The sequence below is a fragment of the Mycobacterium sp. ABE4_509 genome, from assembly GCF_056160785.1.
The window spans coordinates 1-20,694 of record NZ_JBSWXU010000098.1; the positions used below are offsets into that span (position 1 = coordinate 1).

The window sequence follows — 20,694 nt, forward strand, 5'->3', positions numbered from 1 at the left end:
GGCCGGCGCCGAATCGGCCCGCGCCGACGCCGCCCGGGCCGCCTTCCCCGGCGGTGGCCGGGCGCCGGTGATCCTGGTGGTCACCCGCGCCGACGGAGCGGCCCTGACCCAAGCCGATCTGCGGGCCGCCGATCAGGCCCGGCAACGGATGCTCTCGGCAGCCGACACCGCTGCCGCCCCCGGGCCGCCCACCCAGGTCTCCGAGGACGGCCAGGCCGCGCTGGCGACCGTGCCGCTCAACGCCGAACTGTCCGGCTTCGCGCTCGGCGACCAGGTCACCGCGGTGCGCGACGCCGCCGACGACGGGTTGCCCGCCGACCTGCGTGCCGAGGTCACCGGAGGCCCGGCGTTCGGCGCCGACATCGCCGACTCGTTCTCCGGCGCCAACGTGACCCTGCTGGCCGTCACCGCCGCCGTGGTCGCGCTGCTGCTGATCATCACCTACCGCTCCCCGACCCTGTGGCTGGTGCCGCTGCTGGTCATCGCCTTCGCCGACCGCGTCGCCGCCGTGCTCGGCAGCGCGGTCGCCGACGCCGTCGGGGTCAGCCCGGACGGCTCCACCTCCGGCATCACCAGCGTCCTGGTGTTCGGCGCCGGCACCAACTACGCGTTGCTGCTGATCTCCCGCTACCGGGAGGAACTGGGCCGCCACGAGTCGCACCATGCCGCACTGGACATCGCGGTCCGCCGCGCCGCCCCGGCCATCGTGGCCTCCAACGCGACCGTCGTGCTGGCGCTGCTGACCCTGCTGCTCGCCTCGGCCCCGACCACCCGCAGCCTCGGTGTCCAGGCCGCCTCGGGTCTGGTGGTGGCCGCGGTCTTCGTGCTGCTGGTGCTGCCGCCGCTGCTGGGCCTGTTCGGCCGGGCCCTGTTCTGGCCCTTCATCCCCAGAGTCGGGGCCCCCGCCCTGACCGACAGCGGAGTGTGGCACCGCATCGCGGCCGGGGTCTCGCGCCGGCCCGGGCCGGTGGCGGTGGTGTCGATCGGTGTGCTGGCGGTGTTGTGCACCGGGCTGCTGGCCACCCCGTTCGGCCTCTCCCAGACCGAACAGTTCCGGGTCCAGGCCGAATCCGTCGACGGGTACAACACCCTGGCCGAGCACTTTCCCAGCGGACTGACCGACCCCACCGTGGTCATCGGCTCCGCTGAGCACGCCGACGCGGTCGAGCGCGCCATCGCCGACACCCCCGGCGTCGTGTCCGTCACCCCGGCCGGTGCCGGGCCCGACGGGCTGCGCCAGTGGTCGGTCGTGCTGGCCGCACCACCGGCCTCCGAGCAGGCCTTCGACACCGTCGACGCGCTCCGCGCGGCGGTACGGGACGCCGACCCGTCGGGCCTGGTAGGCGGGTCCGACGCCAAGGCCCGCGATGCCGCCGCCGCCGCGCAGCGCGACCGCCTGGTGGTGGTGCCGGCCATCCTGGCCGTCGTACTGGCGGTGCTCTACGTGCTGTTACGCGCGGCCCTGGCCCCGCTGATCCTGGTGGCGGCCACGGTGCTGTCCGCGCTGGCGGCTCTCGGCCTGGGCGGCTGGGCCAGCGTGCACGTGTTCGGCTTTCCGGGGCTGGACGACACCGCGCCGCTGTATGCGTTCCTGTTCCTGGTCGCGCTCGGGGTGGACTACACGATCTTCCTGGTCACCCGCGCCAAGGAGGAGACCCCCGAGCACGGCACCACCGACGGCATCGTGCGGGCCGTCTCGGCGACCGGCGCGGTCATCACCAGCGCGGGCATCGTGCTCGCCGCGGTGTTCTGCGTGCTGGGTGTGCTTCCGCTGATCGTGCTGACCCAGGTCGGCATCATCGTCGGGCTCGGCATCCTGCTCGACACCTTCGTGGTGCGCACGGTCGTCATCCCGGCGCTGTTCACTCTCATCGGACCGCGGATCTGGTGGCCGTCACCGGTCACCGCGCGCGAACGGGGAACCGCAGTCCGCCGCGGACGGCACGCGTTGTGAGTACGGTGGGGAACTGATGAAGGTAGAGGCCGATCGCGAGCTGTGCATCCAGGCGGGCAACTGCGTGATGGTCGCCCCGGAAGTGTTCGACCAGGACGACGACGGCATCGTCGTGATCCTGACCGACGAGGTGGAGGCCACCGGCGAGCTGGCCGACCGCGTCCGGGAAGCCGTCAAGCTGTGTCCGGCGACCGCGCTGAGTCTGGTCGAGGACTGACCTGCGGGTCGTCCTCGTCGTCGCCGGGTAGGTCGATGACCCCGGCGCGCGACAACATCACCAGGCTGACCACCAGCACCCAGACCGGGAACATCACCGTCATCCACATGTTGACGTCACTGGCCACCAGCACGCTCAGCGCCGTCACGTAGGTGACGATCACCAGCCAGCGCGGCATCAACCGCGTCTTCAACCAGATGGTGGCCAGCGAGATCATGAACACCGCGGCCATCCGCAGCGCGTAGGTGTTGCTCAGCGCCAGCAACAGTCCCTGCCCGAAAGCGACCACCTCGGTGCGGGTGTCGGCGTGCAGCACCATCTCCCTGCTGGCCAGCAGGCCGGCACCGACCGAGGTGGAGGTGAAGATCATCCCGAGGAACAACAGGCCGCTGCCCAGGAACACCGAGGCGAAGAACCTGTCCTCCAGCTCACCCAGTCCGTCACGCACCACACCGATGAACCACAGGAACGCGATACCGGCGAACGGCATCAGCACCACGGCGACCCGCAACCGCTGCCCGGGACCGTCCACCCACTGCGAGCCCAACTCGGCATCGGCGGGCAGCGCGAGGCGCATGAACACCAGCGAGGTCCCGAACAGCAACGCGAACAACACACCGGCGAACGCGGCGGCCCGCGGGGTGCTCAGCCGGCGCAGGCTCCGGTCGATCTGACGAGGCACAGCATCATGGTGCTCCTTCAGGGTTGCCCGGGCAACAACCGGATCATCAACCCGTTCGCCTCGGCCAGCAGGTTCCCCTCGCCGTCGAGCAGTTCGGCGTTGACGAAGGCTTTGCGGCCCTGCGCCTCGGCCACCCAGCCCCTGGCGGTGAGCACGGTGTCGATCGGGGTGACCCGGCGATAGTCGACGTGCAGGAACGCGGTGCGGCTGATCGGGCGGCCCGCAGCGTGGATCACCATGCCGAACACCGAGTCGAACAACAGCGGCAGCACCCCGCCGTGCACGGCGTGGTTGCCCCCCACCGAGAATCGGCTGAACTGCACCTCCAGCACCACCTCGTCGGGCTCGAAGGTGCGAACCCGGTACGGCGGCATCAGCAGGCTGCCGGCCCCGGGCAGCGACGGGACCCGGTTGGCCGGCCCCACCCCCTCGGCGGCCTCGAACGGTCCCAGCAAGCCGACCAGCTGCTCGGCCAGATCGGCGGCGCGGTCCCAGGTCTGGGTATCCGGGTCGGCCGAGACGGCCAGATCCTGCGCGCGGCGCATCGCCGACAGGAACCGCCCGAAACCGGGGCCGGGATCCGCCGGCTGGAAGTTCGGGAATCCGCCGTGCCGGTCGTAGTCGGGGTCGACAGTACGCGGATCGGCACTGCGCGGATCGTCCCCGTTGGCACCGCCGGCGGCTGCCGGGGAACTCACGCGGGCCCGAGGATGTCGTGGCGGACGATCGTCTGTTCCCGCCCTGGCCCGACTCCGATGCAGGAAACCCGGGCTCCGGCAAGCTCTTCGAGCCGCAGGACGTAGTCGCGCGCCTTGGCGGGCAGCTCGTCGAACTCGCGGGCTCCGGAGATGTCCTCCCACCAGCCGGGCAGTTCCTCGTAGATCGGCTCGGCGCGCGCGATGTCGCTCTGGGTCATCGGCATCTCGTCGGTGCGCTTGCCGTCGACGGTGTAGCCGACACAGATGGGCACCGTCTGCAGGCTGGACAGCACATCGAGTTTGGTCAGGAAGTAGTCGGTGATGCCGTTGACCCGGGTCGCGTACCGGGCGATGACGGCGTCGAACCAGCCGCACCGGCGCCGCCTGCCGGTGGTGACCCCGATCTCGCCGCCGGTCTTGGCCAGGTATTCACCGTGCTCGTCGAACAGTTCGGTGGGGAACGGGCCGGAGCCGACCCGGGTGGTGTAGGCCTTGAGGATGCCCAGCACGGCGGTGATCCGGGTCGGCCCGATGCCGGAGCCGACCGCGGCGCCGCCGGCAGTCGGGTTCGACGATGTGACAAAGGGATACGTGCCGTGGTCGACGTCGAGCAGCGTTCCCTGCGAACCCTCCAGCAGCACTGTCTGGCCGTCCTCGAGCGCGGCGTTGAGCAGCAACCGGGTGTCGGCGATGCGGTGCGAGAAGCCCTGGGCCTGAGCCAGCAGGCTGTCCACCACCTCGGCGGGTTCCAGCGCCTTGCGGTTGTAGATCTTGACCAGCACCTGGTTCTTGAATTCCAGTGCCGCCTCGATCTTTTCGGCCAGCAGCGTCTCGTCGAGCACATCGGCGACGCGGATGCCGATGCGGGCGATCTTGTCCTGGTAGCAGGGACCGATGCCGCGGCCGGTGGTGCCGATCTTCTTGCTGCCGGCGTACCGTTCGACGACCTTGTCGATCGCCACGTGGTAGGGCATCAGCAGGTGCGCGTCGGCCGAGATCAACAGCCGTCCGGTGTCGACACCGCGCTCCTCGAGACCGTGCAGTTCGCTGAGCAGCACGCCGGGGTCGACCACCACGCCGTTGCCGATCACGTTGGTCACGCCGGGGGTCAGGATTCCCGACGGGATCAGGTGCAGCGCGAAATTCTCCCCGGTCGGCAGCACCACCGTGTGGCCGGCGTTGTTGCCCCCCTGATAGCGCACGACCCACTGGACACGGCCACCGAGCAGATCGGTGGCCTTACCTTTGCCCTCGTCACCCCACTGAGCGCCGATGAGCACGATTGCCGGCATGGCTGGTACTCCCGCGTTTACTGAGCCCGTTCTGGGCACATCCCGGCAGACAGGGTAATCGACCCACCACCGCCCGCCATAGCTCAGCGACGGCCTACGGGCACGGCTCAGTACTCGATGAACGTCGCCATGCCCGCGTTGAGGTGGTAGTCGTTGTGACAATGCACGATCCAGCGGCCCGGATTGTCGGTGTCGAATTCGACTTCCACGGTCTGTTTCGGCGGAACCAGCACGGTGTCCTTGCGCGGGCCGCCGACCACCTGGAACGTCTGTCCGTGTAGGTGCATCGGGTGATACATCGACGTCTCGTTGACGTAGCGCATCCGCACCCGGGTGCCCGCCTGCAGCCCGATGCCGTTGCGGGGCGGGTCGTAGAGCTTGCCGTTGATGGGCCACGCGTAGGGCGCCACCGGGCCCTGCAGCGCGAGGTCGACCGAGGTGTCGGTCGGGCGGGCGGGCAACGCGACCGACGGGTCCGGGGCCAGGGTGGACGTGTTCAGCGGTACCTGGTTGCGCAGCACCGAGACGAACTCGTCGACGTCGACGGTCGACGGCTGCCCGCCGACGCGCATGTTGAGCCGGGCGTAACCGTCCTTGCCGTAGGCGGCGGCGATCACCGGCACCGAGGAGGTCAGTTCGACGATCGCATCGGCACGCTCGCCCATGCCCAGGATCACCGAGTCGGTCTCCCGCGGCACCACCGGGAACCCGTCGGCGTGGGTGACCCGCAGCGTGCTGCCCGGTACGCCGACCCGGAATGCGGTGTCCGCGCCCGCGTTGATGATCCGCAGCCGAATCCGTTGTCCGGCACCGTAATCGACGACCTGTGGATCGGTGGTGACGCGACCGTTGATGAGATAGTAGGGGTAGGTCACGTCGCCGCCGTCGGCGCCCAGCGGAGCCGTCGGGGTCACACCGGGCCCACCCGGTTCCATCGGCTCCATCCCGTCGGTCTGCAGCTTCTTGAACACCTGGTCGGGGTTGGTGCCGGTGCCGTCGATCCAGTCGTCGAGGACCACCACCAGCTCGTCGTCGTAGTCGGCGCCGTCGGCGGGGTCCTCGATGATCAGCGGCCCGTACATCCCCCGGTCCAGCTGGGTGCCGACATGGGAGTGCAGATAGTAGGTGCCGGCATCGGGCACCCGGAACTCGTAGGTGAACTCCTCCCCGGGCGCGACCGCCGGGCCGGTCAGCACCGGCACGCCGTCCATCGCGTTCGGGATCGCCAGCCCGTGCCAGTGCACCGTCGTCTCCTGCGGCAGGGTGTTGGCCACCGGTGCGCGCAGCGTCTGCCCCTTGCGGAGCCGGATCTCGGTGGCCGGCACCGTGCCGGTGTAGGTCCAGGTACGCACCGCCAGCCCGCCGAGGTCCACGTCGGTCTCCGCGGCGCGCATCGGGAAGTCCAGGACGTCCGGGGCGGCAGACTGCTCGACCTGGGTCCTGGGGGCGCACGCGCCGGTCAGACCAGCGGCGAGCCCGGTGGTCGACGCGAGCAGGAAGCCTCGGCGGGACAGCATGCCAAGATCGTCGCACCACCGGCCATCGCCTACCGGAGAAAGGAGAACTCGGTGCCCGAGATCGCCGTCTTCGGTTCCGCGCGGGTTCCGCGGCGGCTCCGGGAGCTGCCGGTCGTCGACGTCGACGGCGTGACCGACTGCCGCCGCGTTCTGGTCGTCGGCAGCCACCGCGAGTTGTCCGCGGTGCTGACCCGGCTGCTCAAGGCCGACCGGCTCGACGTCGAAGTGGCCCACGTGCGGCGGTGGTGGCAGGCACGCCGGGCCCTGACCGAACCGGCCCGCCGCGTCCCGCTGATCCGCGACGAAACCGCAACCGTGCTGACCTCGGTGGCCTACTGGCTGCCGCCGGCAGACGCCCAGACCGTGCACGGCGAGGGCATCGTCGACGACACCGTCCTGTTCGACGGTGACGCGGCCGGGGTGCGGATCGAACCGCTGCCGTCCATGCCCGGGCTGCGGGCCAGGGTGCTCTCGCCGGGACGCGGGCGCTGGGTCGCCGGCCGCGCCGCCCAGCTGGGCACGACGGGAGCCACCGTGATCCGCGACGGCGAGCCCGCGCCGCGGCCGGTGCGGCGTTCGACGTTCTACCGGCACACCCAGGGCTGGCTGCGGGCCGGGCCGGGAAACCGCAGGTAGCTTCAGTGAGGTGAATGTTCGCCCGCTGCACCGGTCGGTCCGGCCCAGCCCGGTCTTCCTGGCTCTGATCGCCGCCACCGCAGCCGGCGCGGTGCTGGCGTGGCTGGCGGCGAGCCAGGCGGGGCCGCTGGCCTACCTGGGTGTCTTCGTGCTGGTCATCTTCGGCTGGCTGGTGACCCTGTGCCTGCACGAGTTCGCCCACGCCTACACCGCGTGGCGCTTCGGCGACCACGACGTCGCGGTGCGCGGCTACCTCACCCTGAACCCGCTGAAGTACTCACACCCGCTGCTGTCACTGGGGCTGCCGGTGCTGTTCATCGCGATCGGCGGGATCGGTCTGCCGGGCGGCGCGGTGTATGTCCGCACCGGCTTCATGACGGCGCGCCGGCAGACCACCGTCAGCCTGGCCGGCCCGGCGGTGAACCTGGCCTTCGCGATCACCCTGCTGGCCCTGACCCGGGTGCTGTTCGACCCGGCCCACTCGGTGTTCTGGGCCGGCGTTGCCTTCCTGGGCTTCCTGCAGGTGACCGCGCTGCTGCTGAACCTGTTGCCGATCCCGGGGCTGGACGGCTACGGCGCGCTGGAGCCGCACCTGAGCGCGCAGACCCGGCGCGCGGTGGCCCCGGCCAAGCAATGGGGCTTTTTCATCCTGCTGCTCGTGCTCATCGCGCCGCCGCTGAACCAGTGGTTCTTCAGCGCGGTGTACTGGCTGTTCGACCTGTCCGGCGTCTCCCCCGCGCTGTCCTGGGAGGGAAGTCAGCTGACCCGGTTCTGGTCGGCCTGGACCTGACCCGGCGAGCGGTAGATCCTGGCGGCCAGCGCACGTTTGCCGCTGCGCAGCCGCTCGACGGTGCCCGGGGCGAAACCGGATCCGACCGGCCGGGCCGGCACCCGGCTCATGTCCTCCAGCAGGGTCCAGCCCGAACCCAGGTCGATCAGCGACTGATGTTTGGTGGCGTAGTAGTCGGAGCTGATCGCCACCGCGACGCCGCAGGCCCCCGCCGCGGCCGCCGCCATGTGCAGGTGGAAACGGGTGGAGATCCAGGTCTGCTCGGCCGACACCGGCAGTCCGCGGTCCCACACCTGCGCGAACGGGTAGAAGCAGGCGCCGGGCAGCTCGTGCTCGATCAGCGCGTACACCTCCCGGTCGACCCGGGGAATGCCCTCGACCACACACACCTGGTCACCGCGCACGCCCCAGGACCGCAGCATCGACAGCGCGGCGCCGGCGACCGCGCCGGTGCCCACCTCGTTGAGGTCGGACTGCAGGCACACCATCACCGACGGCCGGCCGCCGTCGGGCCAGAGGTCACGCGGGTCCACCGAGCGTTCGGCTCCGACCGCCAGGAAGGCGTCGTCGACGCCGGTCTCCACACCCAGCAGCTCCGCCGACGGCCCGTCACGCACGTCGACGACGTCGAATCTGGCGGCCAGCGCCCGCAGCAGCGGCAGCGTGCCATCGGGCTCCGGGGTCAGCCCCTGTCCGGTCATCGCCGCCGCAGCGCCGGAATGCCGAGCCGCCGCCGCGGCCCCGGCCAGCAGCCCCAGGTGCCGCGGCCAGATCCGGTTGACGTACCCGCCTCCGACGACGTGCACCACGTCCAGGGCGTGCAGCGCCATGATTCCCTGGTGCCAGCGCGGCGCCAGGCCGGGCTCGGCCACCGCGCTCTGCACCCAGCCGGCCACCTCCCAGGGGTTCTCGGACGGCGCCTCCCAGCACAACCGCCACAGGGTGTCGGTGAACCGCACCCGCGGGTGCGCATCGCCGAGCAACATCTGGGTGGGGCCCGGCGAGTGCGTGTCGACCCAGACGGTGGCCTGCGGGGCCACCCGGGCCAGGTGGTGCAACCAGCCGCTGAGGATCAGCTCGTCGCCGTAGTTCGGAAATCCGGCCGTGGCCACCAGGTAGTAGACAGGCGATTCCCGACCCTGCGACATGGGCTCATGTTAGAGGGCGCCCGACCTGCGGGATCGACAAGGCGCTTGCCACATATGCGTGATATCGCATATATTTCGTCGCATGGGTGCGGGACACGACCACAGCCACACCGATGCCCGCGTGTCGCGCATGATGCTCGCGGCGGGAATCCTCACGGTCTTCTTCGTCGTCGAGCTCACCACGGCGGTGGCGATCGACTCGATCGCGCTGCTGGCCGACGCGGGCCACATGCTCACCGACCTCGTCGCGATGTTCATGGGGTTGACCGCGGTGCTGCTGGCCCGCCGCGGCAGCACCTCGCCGTCGCGGACCTACGGCTGGCATCGCGCCGAGGTGTTCACCGCGGTCGCCAACGCCGCCCTGCTGCTGGGGGTGGCGGGATTCATCCTCTACGAGGCGATCGAGCGGATCGGCGACGCCCCGGAGGTCCCCGGCGTCCCGCTGATCGTCGTCGCACTGGTCGGCCTGGCCGCCAACGCGGCCGTCGTGCTGCTGTTGCGTTCGCACTCCGAATCCAGCCTGGCCGTCAAGGGCGCCTACATGGAGGTCCTCGCCGACACCGTCGGCAGCATCGGTGTGCTGGTCGCCGGTGTCGTCACCGTCACCACGGGCTGGCCGTACGCCGACGTCGTCGTCGCCGTGCTGGTCGCCTTGTGGGTGTTGCCGCGCGCCTTCTCACTGGCCCGCGCCGCGCTGCGAATCCTGTCCGAGTCGTCGCCCAGCCACATCGACGTCGACGAGCTGCGCACCGCCCTGAATGCGGTGGCAGGTGTGACCGAGGTGCACGACCTGCACGTGTGGACCCTGGTGCCGGGCAAGGACATGGTCACCGCGCACCTGACCAGCGGCCGTGAGGCCGCGCTGGTTCTCGACGACGCCCGGGCCGTACTCGCCGCCCGCGGCCTGGACCACTCGACCGTGCAGGTGGAACCGCCCGACGCGGCCGTCGACTGCGAATGCGAAACGAACTGACTCAGGACAACCCGAGCGCGCCGCGCGCCGCGGGGTCACAGTCGTCGAGCAGGTCCAGGCAGCGCTGGTACTCGTCGCGCTCCCCGATCGCGTCGGCGGCCTTGGCCAGCGTGGCGACGCAGCGCAGGAACCCCTGGTTGGGTTCGTGGGCGAACGGGACGGGGCCGAACCCCTTCCACCCGTTGCGGCGCAGCTGGTCCAGACCACGGTGGTAGCCGGTGCGCGCATAGGCGTAGGCGGTGACCGCCTTGTCGTCGGCGAGCGCGTCCTCGGCGAGCACCGCCCAGGCGATGGAGGCCGACGGGTGCGCAGCCGCCACGATCGCCGGATTCTCGGCTGCGGCCAGCTCGGTTTCGGCGGCCGGGTCACCGGGCAGCAGTACTGGTTCAGGTCCGAGGAGGTCACCCATCCGAGTCATGGCCCCATTGTGCCGTGTGGGCACGGGCGGCCGTCACCGTGGATGACTAAGCTTCCGCCGTAACGTTGTGCATGGGGAGACCAGGGAGGACCGCAGCACGGATGTCGAACCCCACAGGGCCTGATCGACCGGACGAGACCACCGACGGGGAACCCGGGCCCGACGGCCCGCCCGATGCCACGGGCGCCGACGACCCCACCGAGGTGACGCCGGTCCGAGATCCGCAGAGCGAGGCCACCACCGAGATCATCGCGCCGGACGCTCCGGACTCCGCCGATCCGAAGGACGAGCACGGCGAACGCCGCTACACCGCGCCGTCGGGCTTCGACGCGGGTTCGACCCAGATCATCGACCGGCCGCCCGAGCCGCCCACCGAGGCCTTCACCGCGCACGAATCGGAGCCGCCCACCGAAGCCTTCACCAAGCCGGCCGGGCCACAGATGATCCCGCCGCGCGGCGACGCCCCCAAACCGACCGCCCCGCCGAGCAAGAAACGCAGCTGGGGCTGGGTGGCCGCGATCGTCATCATCATCGCGGCGCTGGCGGCGATCGCCGTTCTGGGCACCCTGCTGCTGACCCGCAGCTCCACCCCCGCGGTGTCCCAGGAGGACATGGTGCGCTCCACCATCGAGGACTTCGACATCGCGGTCCAGAACGGCGACCTGGCCGCGCTGCGCAGCATGACCTGCGGGGCCACCCGGGACAGCTACGTGCGCTACGACGACAAGGCGTGGGCCGACACCCACGCCCGCGTCGCCGCCGCCAAGCAGTACCCGGTCGTCGCCAGCATCGACCAGGTGGTGGTCAACGGCGACCACGCCGAGGCCAACGTCACCACCTTCATGGCCTACGCACCACAGACCCGCTCGACCCGCAGCTTCGATCTGCAGTTCCGCGACGACCAGTGGAAGATCTGCCAGGCCCCCACCGGCTGAGCGGCCGGCTCAGCCGGTGATGCTGCGTCCCGCGCTGTGCAGGTCGTTGCACGCCTCGATGACGCGCTCGCTCATCGCGGCCTCGGCCTTCTTCATGTAGCTGCGCGGGTCGTAGGCCTTCTTGTTGCCGACCTCGCCGTCGATCTTGAGCACGCCGTCGTAGTTGGTGAACATGTGGGCCGCGACCGGCCTGGTGAAGGCGTACTGCATGTCGGTGTCGACGTTCATCTTGACCACGCCGTAGTTCAGCGAGTCGTCGATCTCCGACTTCAGCGAACCCGACCCGCCGTGGAAGACGAAGTCGAACGGCTTGGAGCCGTCCGGCAGACCGAGCTTGGCCGTCGCGACCTTCTGCCCCTCGGCCAGCACCTCGGGCTTGAGGACCACGTTGCCCGGCTTGTAGACGCCGTGCACGTTGCCGAATGTCGCGGCCAGCAGGTACTTGCCGTGCTCACCGGCGCCGAGCGCCTCGATGGTCTTCTCGAAGTCCTCGGGGGTGGTGTAGAGCTTGTCGTTGATCTCGGCCTCGACACCGTCCTCCTCGCCGCCGACCACCCCGATCTCGATCTCGAGAATGATCTTGGCGGCCGCGGCCTGCTTGAGCAGCTCCTGGGCGATCTCGAGGTTCTCGTCGATCGGTACCGCCGAACCGTCCCACATGTGCGACTGGAACAACGGATTCAGACCCTTGGCGACCCGTTCCGAAGAGATCGCCAGCAGCGGGCGCACGTAGGTGTCGAGCTTGTCCTTCGGGCAGTGATCGGTGTGCAGCGCGACCGTGATCGGGTACTTCTCGGCGACGATGTGGGCGAACTCGGCCAGGCCGACGGCGCCGGTCACCATTTCCTTGACGCCCAGTCCGGATCCGAATTCCGCACCGCCGGTGGAGAACTGGATGATGCCGTCACTGCCGGCGTCGGCGAACCCCTTGAGGGCGGCGTTGATGGTCTCCGACGACGTGCAGTTGACCGCCGGGAATGCGTAGGAGTGCTCCTTGGCGCGGCCGAGCATCTCGGCGTAGGCCTCGGGAGTGGCGATGGGCATCGGTCTTCCTCTCAGCTGTCCTGGCTTTGCCCAGCAGTATCGCAAGAATGGCCGGACCTCACACGGTCAGTGCATCCTCAACACCGAACGGCACCGCCCGTCGCCGGCGACCCCGACATGGACCGCCTCGTGGGTGGCCGTACGCCAACCGGGACGCCGGTACCCTGAGAGCCGTGGTCGTCGACAATCTCGCGCTGATGCCCGATTTCCTGGACCCGATCAACCTGCTGGGCTATTTCGGCACCTGGGCGCTGATCGGGCTGCTGCTGGTCGTCTTCGTCGAGTCCGGCGTGCTGTTCCCGGTGCTGCCCGGTGACTCGCTGCTGTTCGTCGCGGGCATGCTCGCCGCCGGCACCGCCAAGGCGACCGCCGACGGGACGGTTCAGGCCAACTTCGCGCTGTGGCAGCTGCTGCTGTTCATCCCGATCGCCGCGGTGCTGGGTGCGCAGGTGGGGTACTGGATCGGCCGCAACATCGGCACCGCGATGTTCAAACCCAACGCGCGGTTCCTCAAGCAGCGCTATCTGGACGAGGCGCACATCTTCTTCGAACAGCGCGGCCCGTTCGCGATCGTGATCGCCCGCTTCGTGCCGATCGTGCGCACGCTGGCCCCGATCACCGCGGGCGCGGCGCGGATGAACTACGCGGTGTTCACCCTGTACAACGCCGTCGGCGCGGTGATCTGGGGATGCGGGCTGACCCTGCTGGGCTACTGGCTGGGCCGGTTCGACGCGGTCCAGAACCTGCTCGAGCCGATCGTGCTGGGCATCGTCGTCCTCTCGGTGCTGCCGATGGCCATCGAGTGGTACAAACGCCGCAAGGCGGCCAAGCAGGCCGGCGGCACCGCAGCCGAACCCTCCGCCTGATCGTCAGCGGGTCTCCTCCAGGGCCCGGATCAGGCTGGCGGCATCCCACGGGCCGCGGTGGCGTCTGCCGTTGACGAACAGCGTCGGGGTGGCGTTGAGATCCATCGCCTCGGCGTCCTCGGCGTCGTCGGTGACCCGGTGCAGCACCTTCGACGAATGCACCCGCACGTCCTGGTCGAACTGTTCGATGTCGCAGCCCGCGGTCACCGCGTAGCGGTACATGTCCGACCATTCCAGGTCGTCCTGGTGGTCGAACAGCTCGTGGGCCATCTCCCAGAATCTGCCCTGCAGCGCCGCCGCCTCGCTGGCCCGGGCCGCGTCGAAGGCGCGGGGATGTGCCCGGTCCAGCGGGAAATGCCGCCACACATAGCGCAGCTCGTCGCCGAAGTGGGCGCGGACCTCGTCGATCGAGCCGGTGACCCGGCTGCAGAACGGGCATTCGAAGTCGCCGTACTCGACCAGCGTCAGCGGGGCGTCGTGGCTGCCGCGGATGTGGTCCCGGTCGGGGTCGACGGGGCGCAGCAGCTTCAACCCGACCGGTTCGGGCGGGCTGAGCCAGTCGGTGATCCGGAAGACCGCCCAGCCCAGGATGAACGCGATGACCGAGGCGGCCAGCACACCGATGCGGGCCTGGTCCTGGCGGGCCGGATCGGAGATCGCGATGTCGACGATGAACAGCGAGATGGTGAACCCGATCCCGGACAGCGCGGCGCCGCCGGCGATGCGCCGCAACGTCAGACCGGGCACCAGCACTCCCAGGCCGCTGCGCCGCATCAACCAGGTCGCCGCGGTGATGCCGACGAACTTGCCCAGCACCAGCCCGGCGACGATGCCCCAGGTCAGCGATGAGCGAACAGCCGCACTCAGGCTGGCCGCGTCGAGGCGCACCCCGGCGTTCACGAGTGCGAACAGCGGCAGGATCACGAAGGACACCGCCGGCCCGACGCTTTCCTGCAGCCGCTCGTTGATCGAGATGGACTCCCGCAGGGAACGACTCGCGGCACGCGCGTACTGCGAGTTCGGCGACTGGCGGAACACCCGGATCTGTTCGACGGCGCGTTCGACGGGACCGCGCTCCGGGGTGAACACCGGGATCAGCAACGCCACCGCGACGCCGGCCAGCGTCGGATGGATCCCGGCCAGATAGAGCGCGATCCACAGCGCCACGCCGCCCACCGCGTAGGCCGGTCCGCGCGCGGCCGGCAGGAACCGCACCAGCGCCAGCGCCACCAGCATTGTCACCGCGACCACCAGCGGGCCGACCTCGATGCGATCGGAGTAGAACAGCGCGATCGCCCCGAGTGCCCCGACGTCGTCGACCACCGCCAGGGTCAGCAGGAACACCCGTACCCGGGCCGGGAACATCGGCCTGATGACGGCCAGTGCGCCGACCAGGAACGCGGTGTCGGTGGAGATCACCACACCCCACGCGTGCGCGTTCGCCCCGGACGGGTTCAGCGCCAGGAACACCATCGCCGGCAGCACGAGCCCGGCCGCGGCGGCGACCACCGGGACCGCGGCGCGGGACCGGTCGGTGAGCTCGCCGATGGTGAACTCGCGTTTGACCTCCAGGCCGACGATGAAGAAGAAGAACGCCATCAACGCGTCGTTGACGAGGTGCTTGACCGACATGGCGAAGTGGTGGTCGCCGAAGCTGATCCCGAGATGGGTGTCCAGGAGCTCGGTGTAGCTCTGCGCCCACGGCGAGTTCGCCCAGAGAATCGCGACGACGGTGAACGCCAGCAGCAGCGCCGCCGCGGTGTTGTCCGACGTCTTGGTCGCCGTGGAACCGCGGTTGAGCCGCCGCGAGGGCAGCAGCGGGAACCCCCGCTGGGCCGGCAGTTCAGTCACCGTCGGCCGCGACGGTTTCCCATTCGTCGCCCGCGACGGTGTGCGCGGCTTCCATCAGCATCCATCCGGCCAGCTGCACCGACAGGTCGCGCTCGGGCACCTCCGACGAATTGACCGCCCCGTCCACCGACCGGGCGTCGGCTCCGGAGGCGCCGGGCACCTCGGCGGGCCGGTCCCAGAACGCGCTGAACAGCGGCAGGTCCTCGGGGCTCTGGCGGCCGTCCCACGCCGCCTCCGCCGAGGCGAGCACGATCGAGCGGGCGGTGGCGGCCGCGGCGGTGTCGTCGGGTCCGGTGCGGGGCAGCATGGTGGCTACCAACGCCAGGTAGCGCGCCAGGATTCCGTCGAACAGTCCGCCGTCCCCCCCGCCGGCGCCCTTGATCACCCCGCCGGGCGCCATGTTCTCGGCGACGGCGGACACCAGCCGGTGGACCCGCTGGGCGTGCCGGGCATCGTCGGTGCGCGCCGCGAGTTCGGTCTCCAGCCCGAGCACCACGCCCTGGCAGTAGGTGTACTGGGCGCGGACCAGCGAGCCGGCCTTGATGCCGTCGAAGACCAGATGGGTCTGCGGGTCGATCAGGGTCTCGTCGATCCAGTCGGCCATCTGCTGGGCGCGGCGCAGCCGGTCGCCGTACCGGGCCAGGAAGATGCCCGCCGGCCCGTTGGCGGGGGCGTTGAAGAACTGGTCCTGCTTGCGCCACGGGATGCCGCCGCCGTCCTCGGGCACCCAGGCGGTGACGAACTGGTCGCACAGCGTCTCGAGCGCCTTGGGCCTGGCCACCCCGGCCAGCCGCCCGGCCCGCTCGACGGCCAGCGCCAGCCATGCCATGTCGTCGTAGTAGTCGTTGGTCCAGCGGCCCAGGTTGCGCAGCCGGTGCCCGCAGATCTGCCTGCCGATCGACTGCTGCCGCTGCGGGGTCGGGTCGCGCAGCTGCGCGTCGACCAGGTTGTCCAGCAGGTGCGCCTGCCACCAGTAGTGCCAGGTGCCGAAGCGCCGGTACCGGGAGGCGGCCGGCCACGCGACCACGCCGAGTTGGGTGCCGGGGAGCCCCCACAGCCGGCGGAGGTGCCGTTGGACAACCGCGGTCTCTGCGCTGGCCGCGCGGTTGGCCCACAACTGATCCATGCCGTCGATCCTGCCCCATCAGCGCGAACAACGGTATGAGACTTTTTTGTCTCATATGAGCTATAGTTGTCTCATGCCGACCCGCGACCAGCTGTTACGTGCGGCGGCCGATTTCCTCGGTCGCCGCCCCAACGCAACCCAGGACGAGATCGCGGCCGCCGTCGGCGTCAGCCGGGCCACCCTGCACCGGCACTTCTCCGGCCGGCGGGCGCTGATGGTCGCACTGGAGGATCTGGCCGTCGCCGAGATGCGCGACGTGCTGGCCGCGGTGCGCCTGTCCGACGGTCCGGCCACCGACGCGCTGCGCCGCCTGGTGTCGGCGTGCCAGCCGGTCTCGCCGTATCTCGCGCTGCTCTACAGCCAGAGCCAGGACCTCGACCCCGACACCACGCTCGACGTCTGGCGGGAGATCGACGACGAGATCGCGGCGCTGTTCAGCCGCGGACAACGCGACGGCGACTTCCGCGCCGATCTGCCCGCACCCTGGCTCACCGAGGCGTTCTACAGCCTGGTCACCGGCACCGAGTGGGCCATCCGCACAGGCCGGGTCGGCGCCCGCGACTTCGACCGACTCATCATCGACCTACTACTCAACGGAGTGACGAACTCATGACCCGACGCTGGCTCGCTCTCGGCGTCCTGACCACCGCGGTGCTGATCGTCGGCATCGACGGCACCGTGCTGGCGCTGGCGACCCCGTTCATCAGCGCCGACCTGTCGGCCACCGGGACCCAACTGCTCTGGATCGGCGACATCTACTCGTTCGTGCTGGCCGCGCTGCTGATCAGCATGGGCAGCCTCGGCGACCGTGTCGGACACCGGAAGCTGCTGCTCTGCGGCGCAACCGCATTCGCCGTCGTCTCGGTCATCGCCGCCTACTCGTCCTCGCCGCAGATGCTGATCGGCACCCGGGCGCTGCTCGGCATGGCCGGCGCCACGCTGGCCCCTGCCACGCTCGCGCTGATCCGCGGACTGTTCCCGCACCAGCGTGAGCGCAGCATCGCCGTCGGCGTCTGGGCGGCGGCCTTCTCCGCCGGCGCCGCGCTGGGCCCGGTCATCGGCGGCGTCCTGCTCGAGCACTTCTGGTGGGGCTCGGTGTTCCTGATCAACATCCCGGTGATGGTGGTCCTGGTGGTGGGCGGTCTGGTCCTGCTGCCCGAGCAGCGCAACCCCAACCCCGGACCGTGGGACCTGCCCAGCGTCGGACTGTCCATGGTCGGCATGCTCGCGGCGGTGTACGCCATCAAGGAGGGCATCGCCGCAGCCGCACACGGGATTCGGCTGGACGCCGTCGTCGCGGGTCTGATCGGTGCGGCGGCGCTGACGCTGTTCGTGCGCCGCCAGTTGCGGCTGCCCGCCCCGCTGATCGACGTGCGACTGTTCCGCCGTCCGGTGTTCAGCGGCGTGGTGGCGGCCAACCTGCTGTCGGTGCTGGGCCTGTCCGGCCTGGTGTTCTTCCTGTCGCAGTACTTCCAGCTGGTGCGCGGCTACGGCCCGCTGCAGGCCGGGCTGGCCGAACTGCCCGCCGCGGTCACGGCCACGGTGTTCGGCGTGCTCGCCGGCGTCGCGGTACGCCGCTTCTCCCACCGCCTGGTGCTGACCGTCGGCCTGACGCTGGTCGGTGTCGCGATGGCGGCGCTGATGACGATCCTGTTGCTGTCTAGCGCGGTGCCCTACCTGCCGCTGGGCGTCGCGCTGTTCGTGGTCGGCGTCGGCCTGGGCCTGGCGTTCACCGTGGCCAGCGACGTCATCCTGGCCAGCGTGCCCCCGCAGCGCGCCGGCTCGGCGGCGGCCGTCTCCGAGACCGCCTACGAGCTCGGAATGGCCCTGGGCATCGCCATCCTGGGCTCGATCCTGACCGCGGTGTACCGGACGGTGGACATCGCCGGCAGCATTCCCGCCCACCTCGCCAACCAGGCGCGGGACTCGCTGCCCAGCGCGATCCACGCCGCCGGCGAGCTGCCCGCCGCGCAGGCCGACGGCCTGCTCGCGGCGGCCAGGGAGGCGTTCACCCACGGCCTGGCGGTCGCCTCCGGCGCCGGGGCGGCGCTGCTGCTGATCGCTGCGGTGGCCGTCTGGGTGTTGTTGCGGGACAACCCGTCACCACGCCCGGTCGAGGTCGGCGTGCTGACGGATCCAGGTGTGCATGGCGATGCCGGCGGCGACGGCGGCGTTGATGCTTCGCGTCGAGCCGAACTGTGCGATCGACACCGTCGTGTCGGCACCGGCCTTCGTCTCGGCGGTGATCCCGGGCCCTTCCTGACCGAAGACGAGCAGGCAGTCCCGCGGAAGGACCACGTCCTCGATGCGTGACGCACCCGGGACGTTGTCCACCGCCACCACCGTCAGGCCGGCGTCCGCGGCGAACTCCAGCAGTTCGCCGGTGCTGTCGTGGTGGCACAACCGCTGATAGCGGTCGGTCACCATGGCGCCGCGCCGATTCCACCGTCGGCGCCCGACGATGTGCACGGTGTGCACGGCGAACGCGTTGGCCGTGCGCACCACCGAGCCGATGTTGGCGTCGTTGCCGAAGTTCTCGATCGCGACGTGCAACCGGTGGCGGCGCCCGTCGATGTCGGCGACGATCGCTGCGCGGGTCCAATACCGGTAGGCGTCGACCACATTGCGGGTGTCGCCGGAACCGAGCAGGTCCGGGTCGTACCGCGGGTCGTCGGGCAGCTCCCCCTGCCACGGCCCGACCCCGGGCCCGTCACCCCACTCGGTGGGGCCGGGGACTTCCTGCTCACTCACGGGTCGTCCAGAGTCCGGCATGCGTCGCCGACATCGACATCGTGGCGTACAGCAGGGCGTTGTTGATCTCGCCCTGGGTGCACAGCGACACCCGGACCTGCACCCGATCCCGCGACGCGTCGGGCAGCACCAGCACCGACGCGCCGTAGGCGTCGCAGGCGTGGCTGAGCCCCCGGCCCTGGATCGTCGGCGCGGCCAGCACCATCAGCGGGCCACCCCGCTCGGCCGACTCGTCGCGGTATCGCGCTGCCAGACCGTCGATTTCGAGCCCGATGAGCATGTAGCCGTTGCCGGTGAAGGCGCCCGGGTCGCCGAGGGCGGCGGGGTCGAGTTTGGCACCGTCGGCCCGGAACGCGTCGACGCTGGTGGTGCGCATCGTCAGACCGATGTCGTTCTCGTTGGTCGGCAGCACCCCGACCGGGAACGCGGCGGGGTAGGCCACGGTGGCCCCGGCGATACGGTCGCGCGGGGAGTACACATACAGTCCGCGCACCTGCGCCTGATCGCGCAGCGGGCCGAGGCACACGGTGCCCGACATCCGGTCCGGACCCGGCGCCGACAACGGCTGGATACCCAGGGGTGTGACGTCGTCGCAGCCACCGACGGCGCCGGTCTCGATGGGATGGGCCAGCGCGCCGTACAGGCCGAACCTGATGTCGGCCGGCGCGACGTGCTCGCCGCCGTCGGCCGACGGGGACGCCTCGACGTCCACCAGCACGTGGTCACCGTCGAAGCGCAGGTTGGCCACCGACATGTTCCAGCCCAGGATCGCGATCGACTCACCCATCGCCGCGGTCGTCGCCGAGTACACGTCGGTCGCCTCGGCGTCCCCGGAACACGAGGTGACGGCCAGCAGGATCGCCGTCAGCAGCGCGATCAGCCGCACCGAAGCTCACGTCCGGCCACGGCCCCTGCCCACGACTCGTGTCACGGCCCGCACCACCGAGCGGGGCACCATCCGCCCGCCGGTGGTCAGCGCCTTGTACTGCAGGCCGGGAATGATGACGACCTGACCTTTCTCGCCTTTGCGCAGCTGGGCCATCGTGTCGCGGACCACGTCGTCGACCCCGAGCCACAGGAACGACGGTGTGCCGTCCATCTCGATGCCCGCCCGGGCGTGGAACTCGGTGTGCACGAAACCCGGACACACCGCATGCACCGACACCCCGGTGCCGCCCAGCCCGTTGGCCAGCCCCTCGGAGAACGACACCACCCAGGCCTTGGAGGCCGAATAGGTCGAGCCGCGGCCGGGCAGCAGGCCGGCCACGCTGGCCACGTTGAGCACGGTTCCCCGGCCGGCCGCCAGCATCGGTGTCAGCGCGGCGTGGGTGAGCTGCATGACCGCGGTGACGTTGACGTCCAGCTGGGCCGCCAGCGTGGCGTAGTCGGCCGACCAGAACTCGCCGGCAGTGCCGAAGCCGGCGTTGTTGACCAGTACCGCCACCCCGGCCCGCAACCGCTCGGCAACGGCGGCACGGTCGTCGGCCGAGGCCAGATCGGCGCGCAGCACCTCGACGTTCGCACCCGCCTCGTCGTGCAGTTCGGCGGCCAGCCGGGCCAGCCGGGCCTCGTCGCGCGCGACCAGCACCAGGTCGTAGCCGTCCTGGGCGTAGCGACGGGCGAACCCCTCACCGAGACCGGACGTCGGCCCGGTGATCAGGGCGACAGGGCGGGACATGCCCAGAGGATACTTATCGCTGATAGTTCGGCGACTGCCGGCCGTTGCGCGACGGCGGCTGAGCCCGGCCCGGCTCGGGGCGCGGAGGCGGGTAGCCCGGCGGAAGCTCGGAGCGGCC

General features: G+C 70.5%; 20 protein-coding genes and 1 pseudogene. 9 read left to right on the forward strand and 12 right to left on the reverse strand.

Features of this window, described 5'->3' with window-relative positions; all coding sequences use genetic code 11:
• Together ACXAID_RS19125 and ACXAID_RS19130 are read left to right on the forward strand one after the other, a co-directional pair.
• On the forward strand, nucleotides 1-1,954 hold a 1,954-nt coding region (locus ACXAID_RS19125; protein ID WP_475023787.1), incomplete at its 5' end, for an MMPL family transporter.
• 16 nt (nucleotides 1,955-1,970) lie between these two features.
• Nucleotides 1,971-2,171: a ferredoxin gene (locus tag ACXAID_RS19130; RefSeq protein ID WP_475023788.1), complete on the forward strand. Its 201-nt coding sequence runs from the start codon at nucleotides 1,971-1,973 to the stop codon at nucleotides 2,169-2,171.
• Here ACXAID_RS19130 and ACXAID_RS19135 read toward each other — a convergent pair.
• The 4 genes from ACXAID_RS19135 to ACXAID_RS19150 all read right to left on the reverse strand — a co-directional run bounded on the left by ACXAID_RS19135 (nucleotide 2,128) and on the right by ACXAID_RS19150 (nucleotide 6,360).
• The gene (locus ACXAID_RS19135; protein ID WP_475023789.1) at nucleotides 2,128-2,853 is read right to left on the reverse strand and encodes a hypothetical protein; all 726 of its coding nucleotides are present in this window, start codon (nucleotides 2,851-2,853) and stop codon (nucleotides 2,128-2,130) included. The genes ACXAID_RS19130 and ACXAID_RS19135 overlap by 44 nt on opposite strands.
• 17 nt (nucleotides 2,854-2,870) lie before the next feature.
• Nucleotides 2,871-3,551 carry a PaaI family thioesterase gene (locus ACXAID_RS19140; protein WP_475023790.1) on the reverse strand — a complete coding sequence of 227 codons (681 nt, stop codon included), beginning with the start codon at nucleotides 3,549-3,551 and terminating at the stop codon, nucleotides 2,871-2,873.
• The gene (locus tag ACXAID_RS19145) at nucleotides 3,548-4,843 is read right to left on the reverse strand and encodes an adenylosuccinate synthase (RefSeq protein WP_475023791.1); all 1,296 of its coding nucleotides are present in this window, start codon (nucleotides 4,841-4,843) and stop codon (nucleotides 3,548-3,550) included. Before ACXAID_RS19145 ends, ACXAID_RS19140 begins: the two co-directional genes overlap by 4 nt.
• 107 nt (nucleotides 4,844-4,950) lie before the next feature.
• On the reverse strand, nucleotides 4,951-6,360 hold the full coding sequence (locus ACXAID_RS19150) for a multicopper oxidase family protein (protein ID WP_475023792.1): 1,410 nt from the start codon (nucleotides 6,358-6,360) through the stop codon (nucleotides 4,951-4,953).
• A 60-nt stretch (nucleotides 6,361-6,420) separates the two neighbouring features.
• Between ACXAID_RS19150 and ACXAID_RS19155 the strand changes: the two genes are divergently transcribed.
• Nucleotides 6,421-6,996, forward strand: a complete 576-nt coding sequence (locus ACXAID_RS19155) for a peptidase M50 (RefSeq protein ID WP_475023805.1) — start codon at nucleotides 6,421-6,423, stop codon at nucleotides 6,994-6,996.
• Nucleotides 6,997-7,006: 10 nt separating this feature from the next.
• Complete coding sequence (locus ACXAID_RS19160) at nucleotides 7,007-7,786, forward strand: site-2 protease family protein (RefSeq protein WP_475023793.1); 780 nt, start codon at nucleotides 7,007-7,009, stop codon at nucleotides 7,784-7,786.
• Here the strand turns inward: ACXAID_RS19160 and ACXAID_RS19165 are convergent.
• On the reverse strand, nucleotides 7,753-8,934 hold the full coding sequence (locus ACXAID_RS19165) for a polysaccharide pyruvyl transferase family protein (RefSeq protein ID WP_475023794.1): 1,182 nt from the start codon (nucleotides 8,932-8,934) through the stop codon (nucleotides 7,753-7,755). The two genes, ACXAID_RS19160 and ACXAID_RS19165, sit on opposite strands and share 34 nt — an antisense overlap.
• Before the next feature lie 82 nt (nucleotides 8,935-9,016).
• Between ACXAID_RS19165 and ACXAID_RS19170 the strand changes: the two genes are divergently transcribed.
• Nucleotides 9,017-9,907 (forward strand): cation diffusion facilitator family transporter, encoded by an 891-nt coding sequence (locus ACXAID_RS19170; protein ID WP_475023795.1) that lies wholly within the window; start codon nucleotides 9,017-9,019, stop codon nucleotides 9,905-9,907.
• A gap of 1 nt (nucleotide 9,908) precedes the next feature.
• On the opposite strand, the gene ACXAID_RS19175 is transcribed toward ACXAID_RS19170, so the two are convergent.
• Entirely contained in the window at nucleotides 9,909-10,325 is a 417-nt protein-coding gene (locus tag ACXAID_RS19175; RefSeq protein ID WP_475023796.1) for a DUF3151 domain-containing protein, read from the reverse strand.
• Between the two features lie 101 nt (nucleotides 10,326-10,426).
• On the opposite strand from ACXAID_RS19175, the gene ACXAID_RS19180 reads away from it, so the two are divergent.
• A complete protein-coding gene (locus tag ACXAID_RS19180; RefSeq protein ID WP_475023797.1) occupies nucleotides 10,427-11,260 on the forward strand; it encodes an Rv0361 family membrane protein in 834 nt (277 codons plus the stop codon).
• A 9-nt stretch (nucleotides 11,261-11,269) separates the two neighbouring features.
• On the opposite strand, the gene fbaA is transcribed toward ACXAID_RS19180, so the two are convergent.
• The gene (gene fbaA, locus ACXAID_RS19185; RefSeq protein WP_475023798.1) at nucleotides 11,270-12,304 is read right to left on the reverse strand and encodes a class II fructose-bisphosphate aldolase; all 1,035 of its coding nucleotides are present in this window, start codon (nucleotides 12,302-12,304) and stop codon (nucleotides 11,270-11,272) included.
• A gap of 197 nt (nucleotides 12,305-12,501) precedes the next feature.
• Between fbaA and ACXAID_RS19190 the strand changes: the two genes are divergently transcribed.
• The gene (locus tag ACXAID_RS19190) at nucleotides 12,502-13,170 is read left to right on the forward strand and encodes a DedA family protein (RefSeq protein WP_475023806.1); all 669 of its coding nucleotides are present in this window, start codon (nucleotides 12,502-12,504) and stop codon (nucleotides 13,168-13,170) included.
• Between the two features lie 3 nt (nucleotides 13,171-13,173).
• Here ACXAID_RS19190 and nhaA read toward each other — a convergent pair whose 3' ends face one another.
• Both nhaA and ACXAID_RS19200 read right to left on the reverse strand, forming a co-directional pair.
• Nucleotides 13,174-15,021: a Na+/H+ antiporter NhaA gene (gene nhaA / locus ACXAID_RS19195; RefSeq protein ID WP_475023799.1), complete on the reverse strand. Its 1,848-nt coding sequence runs from the start codon at nucleotides 15,019-15,021 to the stop codon at nucleotides 13,174-13,176.
• Entirely contained in the window at nucleotides 15,014-16,147 is a 1,134-nt protein-coding gene (locus ACXAID_RS19200; protein WP_475023800.1) for a glycoside hydrolase family 76 protein, read from the reverse strand. Before ACXAID_RS19200 ends, nhaA begins: the two co-directional genes overlap by 8 nt.
• Nucleotides 16,148-16,220: 73 nt before the next feature.
• Between ACXAID_RS19200 and ACXAID_RS19205 the strand changes: the two genes are divergently transcribed.
• Nucleotides 16,221-16,760 carry a TetR/AcrR family transcriptional regulator gene (locus tag ACXAID_RS19205; protein ID WP_475023801.1) on the forward strand — a complete coding sequence of 180 codons (540 nt, stop codon included), beginning with the start codon at nucleotides 16,221-16,223 and terminating at the stop codon, nucleotides 16,758-16,760.
• Nucleotides 16,757-18,358: pseudogene (locus ACXAID_RS19210) on the forward strand (MFS transporter); the annotation flags it as partial. The gene ACXAID_RS19205 and the pseudogene ACXAID_RS19210, both read left to right, overlap by 4 nt.
• Here the strand turns inward: ACXAID_RS19210 and ACXAID_RS19215 are convergent.
• From ACXAID_RS19215 to ACXAID_RS19225, 3 genes are read right to left on the reverse strand one after another with little or no spacing between them, the layout of a single operon-like run.
• Complete coding sequence (locus tag ACXAID_RS19215; protein ID WP_475023802.1) at nucleotides 18,248-18,898, reverse strand: TrmH family RNA methyltransferase; 651 nt, start codon at nucleotides 18,896-18,898, stop codon at nucleotides 18,248-18,250. The pseudogene ACXAID_RS19210 and the gene ACXAID_RS19215 overlap by 111 nt on opposite strands.
• Nucleotides 18,891-19,784, reverse strand: a complete 894-nt coding sequence (locus ACXAID_RS19220; RefSeq protein ID WP_475023803.1) for a hypothetical protein — start codon at nucleotides 19,782-19,784, stop codon at nucleotides 18,891-18,893. Before ACXAID_RS19220 ends, ACXAID_RS19215 begins: the two co-directional genes overlap by 8 nt.
• A 6-nt stretch (nucleotides 19,785-19,790) precedes the next feature.
• On the reverse strand, nucleotides 19,791-20,576 hold the full coding sequence (locus tag ACXAID_RS19225) for an SDR family NAD(P)-dependent oxidoreductase (protein WP_475023804.1): 786 nt from the start codon (nucleotides 20,574-20,576) through the stop codon (nucleotides 19,791-19,793).
• Nucleotides 20,577-20,694 lie beyond the last annotated feature (118 nt).